Origin of the sequence: Nostoc sp. UHCC 0251 (assembly GCF_034932245.1) — a bacterium.
Taxonomy (GTDB): Bacteria; Cyanobacteriota; Cyanobacteriia; order Cyanobacteriales; family Nostocaceae; genus Nostoc.
Genome location: NZ_JAYGHD010000437.1, coordinates 1 through 8020, shown reverse-complemented (window position 1 = coordinate 8020; position 8020 = coordinate 1). Strand labels below are relative to the sequence as shown.

Sequence of the window (8020 nt, the reverse complement as noted above, 5' to 3'; positions counted from 1 at the left end):
ACCCTTAATTAAAGCTTTGCAGGATGAAGATTCCTCTGTTCGTAAGAGTGCCGCATATGCGTTAGGAAAAATCGGCAACCAAGAAGCTGTATCACCCTTAATTAAAGCTTTGCAGGATAAAGATTTCTTTGTTCGTTTGAGTGCCGCAAAGACGTTAGGAGAAATTGCTGGCTATGAAGTTTTGTATCATATCTGGGAATTACAATTAAAAACTCCGTCACAAGATAAAAGCGATGCAATTTCTAAAATTCAAGAGCGGTGCAAATTTTATAACCATGAAATTTGTTATTCTGTCTTGAATGAGGAAACCAATAACACTGATCTTTTAACTAGTTCTCTAAATCCACCTAATCAAATAATCATATTTGAAGCTCATATGTCAAACAATAATTCTACAGGCCCTACCTTTAACGTTGGCACTGTCGTAGGCACTGTTACAGGAGATATTAAAGGCGATAATATTGGCACTCAAAACAATTACGCGTCTACACAAGATATTGCTAAATTAGAAACTGTGCTTCAGCAGTTGCTTGAGAAAATGGAGCAGGATAAACCGACTGTAATCGATGCTCAACCTATTGTTGCTCAAGCTGTTGAGAGTCATCCAGTACTTAAAAATAGGCAAGCGATTGAGCAAGTTATTAAAAATAATCCAATGCTCAAAGTACGTTTGCAAAGAGCAGTGACAGCAGCAGGTATTGAGACTGTAAAGATTTTATTTGCTCCTGCTGGTATTGCGATTGAAGCGATTAGGGCTTGGAATGAACCTAGCTAGAAAGGCAGAGGGCAGAAGGCAGGAGGCAGAAGGAAATTTTGATTCACTTCGACTACGCTCAGTGACCACGTACCCTCCTATTCCTGTTTCTTCAAATGCTGCACAAACGCATTATGTTCCGGTGACTTCAACCCCGCTTGCACCACCTCCAACACTCGCACCATCTGATTGTTTAACAGCGCCTCCACCGCCAACCACAAACCCGGAAACACCCCAGAGCGAATAATTCCATCTGCACCAGGAGATAGCAATCGATAGTCGCCATCAATTAGGCAAAACCATTCAATTTTATTCTCGTAAGATTGCCAGATTACGTACTCCAACACCCCATTACGGCGATAAACTTGCTTTTTGCTACCTGTATCGATCGCAACGCTACTCGCGGCAATTTCAACAATCAATTCGGGAGATCCTTCAATGTAACCGTCGCTGCTCAAACGGGTTTGTCCGCCTGCGTCTGGTTCAATAAACAGCACTACATCTGGCTGGGGTTCATTGTCTAAATCTAGTCTGACGGTTGGGGCATCACTCAAATCAACGCCAGGAGTCAGTGATTGGTATACTCCTAACCAAGTTATCACCCGACTGTGGGGTTTGCCATGCTGCTCATGTCTTAAGGGAGATGCCACGTAAACGATTCCTTCAATCAGTTCTGCTTTCTTGATATGGAGTGCAGCCGCATAACGCCGTTCAAATTCAGGGCGAGTTAAGCGATCGCCACTTTCAAGTGGAGGCAGATGTCTCTGGGGTGAGTACTCTCTAACCATTTGCCAATCCTTGGAGTTGCCGGATATTTCTGACTTTAGCAAACCTCAATTATCAGTTAGAATTTATTGATTTGCTGCTTTCCTCAAATTCCAAAAATCATAAAACGTAATGTTAATTGTCATCGTGCGTTCTAGTGTGCGATCGCTTACTCCCCCCAGTTAGCCATCGCCAACCTGTACTAGCTATCATTAGCTAAGTGGTATGCCAGATACATCGACGGCAATACCATTTAGTTGGCAGTCTTTATCAACTGCTTACACTCGCACCCATAGAAATTAGTTTGATCCACTTTCTATTCTCTGCTCTCTATGTTGATCCGCATTACCTAAAAGTTATCTTAACTAGGTACGGGGTGCAAAAAATACAAAAAATTCTTCAAGGATTAAGATTAAGGATAAGGCTATGGCAACCGAACAGTTAACTAGAGACAGCGACAATCTAGATTTAAATCAGCTACTAAGAACGCTGAATGCTGTTAAACACGGTGACTTCTCTGCTCGGATGCCCATAGATCATACTGGTGTGGCGGGAAAAATAGCTGATACGCTCAATGATATTATTGACCAGAATGAGCGGATGGCGGCGGAACTACAACGGATTGGTAACGTTGTTGGCAAAGAAGGCAAAATTGCTGAACGTGCCTCTCTCGGAGATGTTCGTGGTTCGTGGTCAAATTGCGTTACTTCTGTCAATACTCTCATTACAGATTTAGTTCAACCAACAGCTGAAACGACGCGGGTAATTCGGTCGGTTGCTAATGGTGATTTATCGCAAACGATCGCAACAGAAATTGATGGCAGGCCCCTCCAAGGTGAGTTTCTCCAAACTGCGAATATCGTCAACACGATGGTAGATCGGCTTGGTTCTTTTGCTTCGGAAGTAACGCGGGTGGCGCGGGAAGTAGGAACCGAAGGGAAGTTGGGCGTTCAAGCCGAAGTGCAAGGTGTTGCTGGCACTTGGAAAGATTTGACTGATAACGTTAACTTGATGGCGGGTAATCTCACCGGACAAGTTCGCAACATTGCCGAAGTTGCCACTGCGATCGCAAATGGTGACTTATCCAAAAAAATCACTGTCGATGTGAAAGGCGAAATTCTCGAACTCAAAAACACCGTCAACACGATGGTGGATCAGCTTAATTCCTTTGCATCGGAAGTAACGCGGGTGGCGCGTGAGGTGGGAACTGAAGGGAAGTTGGGCGTACAAGCCGAAGTTAAGGGTGTAGCAGGGACTTGGAAGGATCTCACAGACAACGTTAACTTGATGGCAGGGAATTTAACAGCCCAAGTCCGTAACATTGCGGAAGTAACAACGGCGGTAGCGAATGGCGACCTTTCCAAGAAAATCACTGTTGATGTCAAAGGCGAAATTTTAGAGTTGAAAAACACCGTTAACATCATGGTGGATCAACTGAATTCTTTTGCATCAGAAGTTACCAGGGTTGCCCGTGAGGTGGGTGCTGAAGGAAAATTAGGCGGTCAAGCAGAAGTCCGAGGGGTAGCGGGTACTTGGAAAGACCTTACCGATAGTGTGAATTTCATGGCGGGAAGCTTGACGGCACAGGTGCGGAATATTGCCGAAGTAACAACGGCTGTTGCAAATGGCGATTTATCCAAGAAAATCACTGTTGATGTGAAAGGTGAAATTCTGGAGTTGAAAAATACCATCAACACAATGGTGGATCAACTCAATTCCTTTGCATCAGAAGTGACAAGAGTTGCGCGTGAGGTGGGAACTGAAGGGAAGTTAGGCGTTCAAGCAGAAGTCCGGGGAGTAGCAGGGACTTGGAAAGATTTAACCGACAACGTTAACTTAATGGCGGGTAATCTCACCGGACAGGTGCGAAATATTGCCGAAGTTGCAACTGCGATCGCAAATGGCGATCTATCTAAAAAAATCACCGTCGATGTTAGAGGTGAAATTTTTGAACTGAAAAACACCATCAATATCATGGTGGATCAACTTAGTTCCTTTGCATCAGAAGTAACACGGGTTGCCCGTGAGGTGGGCAGTGAAGGTAAACTGGGTGTGCAAGCCGATGTGCGCGGTGTGGCTGGTACTTGGAAAGATTTAACCGACAGCGTAAACTTCATGGCAGGAAGTTTGACGGCACAGGTGCGAAATATTGCGGAAGTAACTACAGCGGTTGCAACAGGCGACTTATCCAAGAAAATCACTGTGGATGTCAAAGGTGAAATTCTGGAGTTGAAAAATACCATCAACACAATGGTGGATCAACTCAATTCCTTTGCATCAGAAGTAACAAGGGTTGCGCGTGAGGTGGGCAGTGAAGGGAAGTTGGGTGTGCAAGCAGAAGTTAAGGGAGTGGCAGGTACTTGGAAAGATTTGACTGACAGCGTGAATTTCATGGCGGGAAGCTTGACGGCGCAGGTGCGGAATATTGCCGAAGTAACTACGGCGGTTGCAACAGGCGACTTATCCAAGAAAATCACCGTTGATGTCAAAGGTGAAATTCTGGAGTTGAAAAATACCATCAATACAATGGTGGATCAACTCAGTTCCTTTGCAAGTGAAGTAACGCGGGTGGCGCGGGAAGTGGGAACTGAAGGGAAGTTGGGTGTACAAGCGGAAGTAAAAGACGTTGCTGGTACTTGGAAAGATTTAACTGATAGCGTGAACTTCATGGCGGGAAGCTTGACGGCACAGGTGCGGAACATTGCCGAAGTGACAACTGCGATCGCAAATGGTGACTTATCTAAGAAAATTACTGTTGCTGTCAAAGGCGAAATTCTGGAGTTGAAGAATACCATCAATATAATGGTGGATCAACTCAACTCCTTTGCATCGGAAGTCACAAGAGTTGCCCGTGAGGTGGGAAGTGAGGGTAAGCTAGGCGTACAAGCAGATGTGCGCGGCGTAGCTGGTACTTGGAAAGATTTAACCGACAGCGTGAACTTCATGGCGGGAAGTTTAACGGCACAGGTGCGAAATATTGCCGCCGTCACCACAGCCGTAGCTAATGGCGACTTATCTAAGAAAATCTCCGTTGATGTTAAAGGTGAAATTTTAGAGTTGAAAAACACCGTTAATACGATGGTGGATCAACTCAATTCCTTTGCAAGTGAAGTAACAAGAGTGGCGCGGGAGGTGGGAACTGAAGGTAAGTTGGGCGTACAAGCAGAAGTTAAAGGTGTAGCCGGCACTTGGAAGGATTTAACTGACAGCGTAAACTTCATGGCGGGAAGTTTGACGGCACAGGTGCGGAACATTGCCGAAGTTACCACGGCAGTTGCTAACGGCGACTTATCCAAGAAAATCACCGTTGATGTGAAAGGTGAAATTCAGGAACTCAAAAACACCATCAACACAATGGTGGATCAGCTAAATTCCTTTGCATCAGAAGTTACCAGGGTTGCCCGTGAGGTGGGAACGGAAGGTAAATTAGGCGTTCAAGCTTACGTCAGAGGAGTAGCGGGGACTTGGAAAGATTTAACAGACAACGTGAACTCAATGGCGGGGAACCTCACCGGACAAGTCCGCAACATCGCGGAAGTTACCAAAGCGGTAGCTAATGGCGACTTATCGAAGAAAATTACCGTCGATGCCAAAGGCGAAATTTTAGACTTGAAGAACACCACCAACACAATGGTGGATCAACTTAGTTCCTTTGCATCAGAAGTAACGCGGGTAGCGCGGGAAGTGGGAACTGAAGGGAAGTTAGGCGGACAAGCGCAAGTCCAAGGTGTCGCGGGTACTTGGAAAGATTTAACAGATAACGTGAACTCGATGGCGGGGAACTTAACGGCACAAGTACGCGGTATCGCCAGAGTTGTAACGGCAGTTGCTAACGGTGACTTGAAACGAAAACTGATGTTAGATGCTAAGGGAGAAATTGAAACCTTGGCAGAGACAATCAACGAGATGATTGATACCCTAGCGACATTTGCCAATCAAGTAACCACAGTAGCGCGGGAAGTGGGAATTGAAGGGAAGTTAGGCGGACAAGCTAGAGTTCCTGGCGCGGCTGGAACTTGGAAAGATTTGACAGATAACGTGAACGAATTGGCTGCTACACTGACAACTCAGTTGCGAGCGATCGCAGAAGTTGCTACAGCTGTAACTAAAGGTGATTTAACTCGTTCAATTGCCGTCGAAGCACTAGGCGAAGTTGCAATACTCAAAGACAACATCAACCAGATGATTGCCAATCTGCGGGAGACAACGCAGAAAAATACTGAGCAAGATTGGTTGAAAACTAACCTAGCCAAGTTTACCAGAATGCTGCAAGGTCAGCGAGACTTGGAAACCGTATCTAAACTAATTCTCTCAGAACTTGCACCCTTGGTAGGAGCGCAACACGGCGTATTCTTCCTAATGGAGTCTGGGGAAAATACACCGTATTTGAAACTAATTAGTAGCTACGCTTACCGGGAACGCAGACATCTGGCTAACCGCTTCCACTTGGGTGAAGGTTTGGTGGGACAATGCGCTTTAGAAAAAGAGCGAATACTGCTAACGGACGTGCCAAGTGATTATGTCAGAATTGCCTCTGGTTTAGGAGAATCGTCTCCACTTAATGCCGTGGTGTTACCTGTACTCTTTGAAGGACAAGTGACAGCAGTTATAGAATTAGCTTCCTTCCGCCGCTTTAGCGAAATTCATCTAACATTCTTCGACCAGCTTACCGAAAGTATAGCGATCGTTCTCAACACGATCGCAGCATCCATGCGAACTGAAGAACTACTCAAGCAGTCGCAATCTTTGGCTGAAGAACTCCAAACCCAGCAAAATGAACTCCGAGAAACCAACAAGCGCTTAGAACAACAAGCCCAATCACTCAAAACTTCAGAGGACTTACTCAAAGGACAACAAGAAGAACTGCAACAAACCAACACCGAGTTAGAAGAAAAGGCAGAGTTATTAGCCATACAAAAGCAAGAAGTCGAGCGCAAAAATCGGGAAATTGAACAAGCAAGACTCTCCTTGGAAGAGAAGGCTGAACAACTCGCTCTTTCTTCAAAATACAAGTCTGAGTTTCTCGCCAACATGTCCCATGAACTGCGGACACCGTTGAACAGCTTGTTGATTTTGGCGAAGTTGTTGGCAGATAACATTGATCGCAATCTTACTGCCAAGCAAGTCGAATACAGCCAGACAATTTACTCAGCAGGTACTGATTTGTTGGCGTTAATCAATGACATTCTAGATCTCGCTAAAATTGAATCTGGAACAATGTCGATTGACATGACCCAAATGCCATTGACAGAGTTGGGTGATCAGATTGAACGCACCTTCCGGCAAATAGCTCAAAGCAAAGGACTTGCCTTTGCAATTGAATTTACTCCCGAATTGCCGACAACTATCTACACAGATGTCAAACGCTTACAACAGGTGTTGAAAAATCTGCTCTCCAACGCTTTTAAATTTACAGAAAAAGGGGAAGTCCGCTTGCAGATCGCGGTGGCAAAGCAAGGGTGGAGCAAAGATCAAGTAACATTGAATCGCGCCCAAAATGTCATCGCCTTCTCAGTTAGCGATACAGGCATTGGCATTGCCCCCGACAAGCAAAAAGTTATTTTTGAGGCATTTCAGCAAGCTGATGGCTCCACCAGTCGGAGATACGGCGGCACTGGATTGGGCTTATCAATTAGCCGCGAAATCGCCCGTCTGTTTGGCGGCGAAATTAAACTGGTTAGTCAACCAGGTCAAGGTAGCACCTTTACCTTCTTTTTCCCACAATTGATTCCTGAGCCTCCTATATCCAAACTATTCCCCGCCCCTGGCTCCCCACTCCTGGCTCCTCACCCAGCCCTCGCTACTCATGACGGGCAAAACGCCCCGCTAGAAACACCACTTCTCAGTGACGATCGCGCTGTTATTGAAAGAGGCGATCGCGTGTTATTAATTGTCGAGGATGACGTTAATTTTGCGCGTATCCTTCTAGATATGGCGCAACAGCAGGGATTCAAGGTGATCACTGCCCAAACAGGCAGTACAGGTTTGATGCTAGCGCAGCAATTCCAGCCCTCAGCCGTTCTGCTAGATATCAGGTTGCCAGAAATGGATGGTTGGACGGTATTAGATCGTCTGAAACATGACCCAAATACCCGTCACATTCCTGTACATATCATGACCGTTGAGGAAGGGAGACAGCGCGGTTTGCAACTAGGTGCGATCGCATATCTGCAAAAGCCCTTAACCAGCGAGACAATATCCGAGGCGTTGGCCAAAATTAAAGGTTTTGTTGAGCGCCAGGTGAAAAACTTGTTAGTAGTCGAAGACGACGACACGCAACGGCTTAGTATTGTTGAGTTAATTGGCAACAGCGATGTTGCTACCACTGCTGTGGGCACTGGTGCAGCAGCTTTAGAAGCTATTGGCTCACAGCATTTTGATTGCCTCGTTCTCGATTTAGGATTACCCGACATGACCGGGTTTGAACTGATTGAGCAGATAAAGCTTCTGACTTTTCCCGTTAAGTCTTGAAATGCTTGCTGGCAAAGGATTCAAGAAACA

General features: G+C 45.7%; 2 protein-coding genes and 1 pseudogene. 2 read left to right on the top strand and 1 reads right to left on the bottom strand.

Annotation, left to right across the window (positions count from 1 at the left end; genetic code table 11):
- Positions 1 to 775: HEAT repeat domain-containing protein (locus VB740_RS34695; RefSeq protein ID WP_323204350.1), on the top strand; the 775-nt coding region annotated here is incomplete at its 5' end.
- A 77-nt stretch (positions 776 to 852) separates the two neighbouring features.
- Here VB740_RS34695 and VB740_RS34690 read toward each other — a convergent pair.
- On the bottom strand, positions 853 to 1542 hold the full coding sequence (locus tag VB740_RS34690) for a Uma2 family endonuclease (protein WP_323204349.1): 690 nt from the start codon (positions 1540 to 1542) through the stop codon (positions 853 to 855).
- A 403-nt stretch (positions 1543 to 1945) separates the two neighbouring features.
- Between VB740_RS34690 and VB740_RS34685 the strand changes: the two are divergent.
- Positions 1946 to 7963 (top strand): annotated as a pseudogene (locus tag VB740_RS34685) (HAMP domain-containing protein); the annotation flags it as partial.
- Between the last annotated feature and the right edge of the window lie 57 nt (positions 7964 to 8020).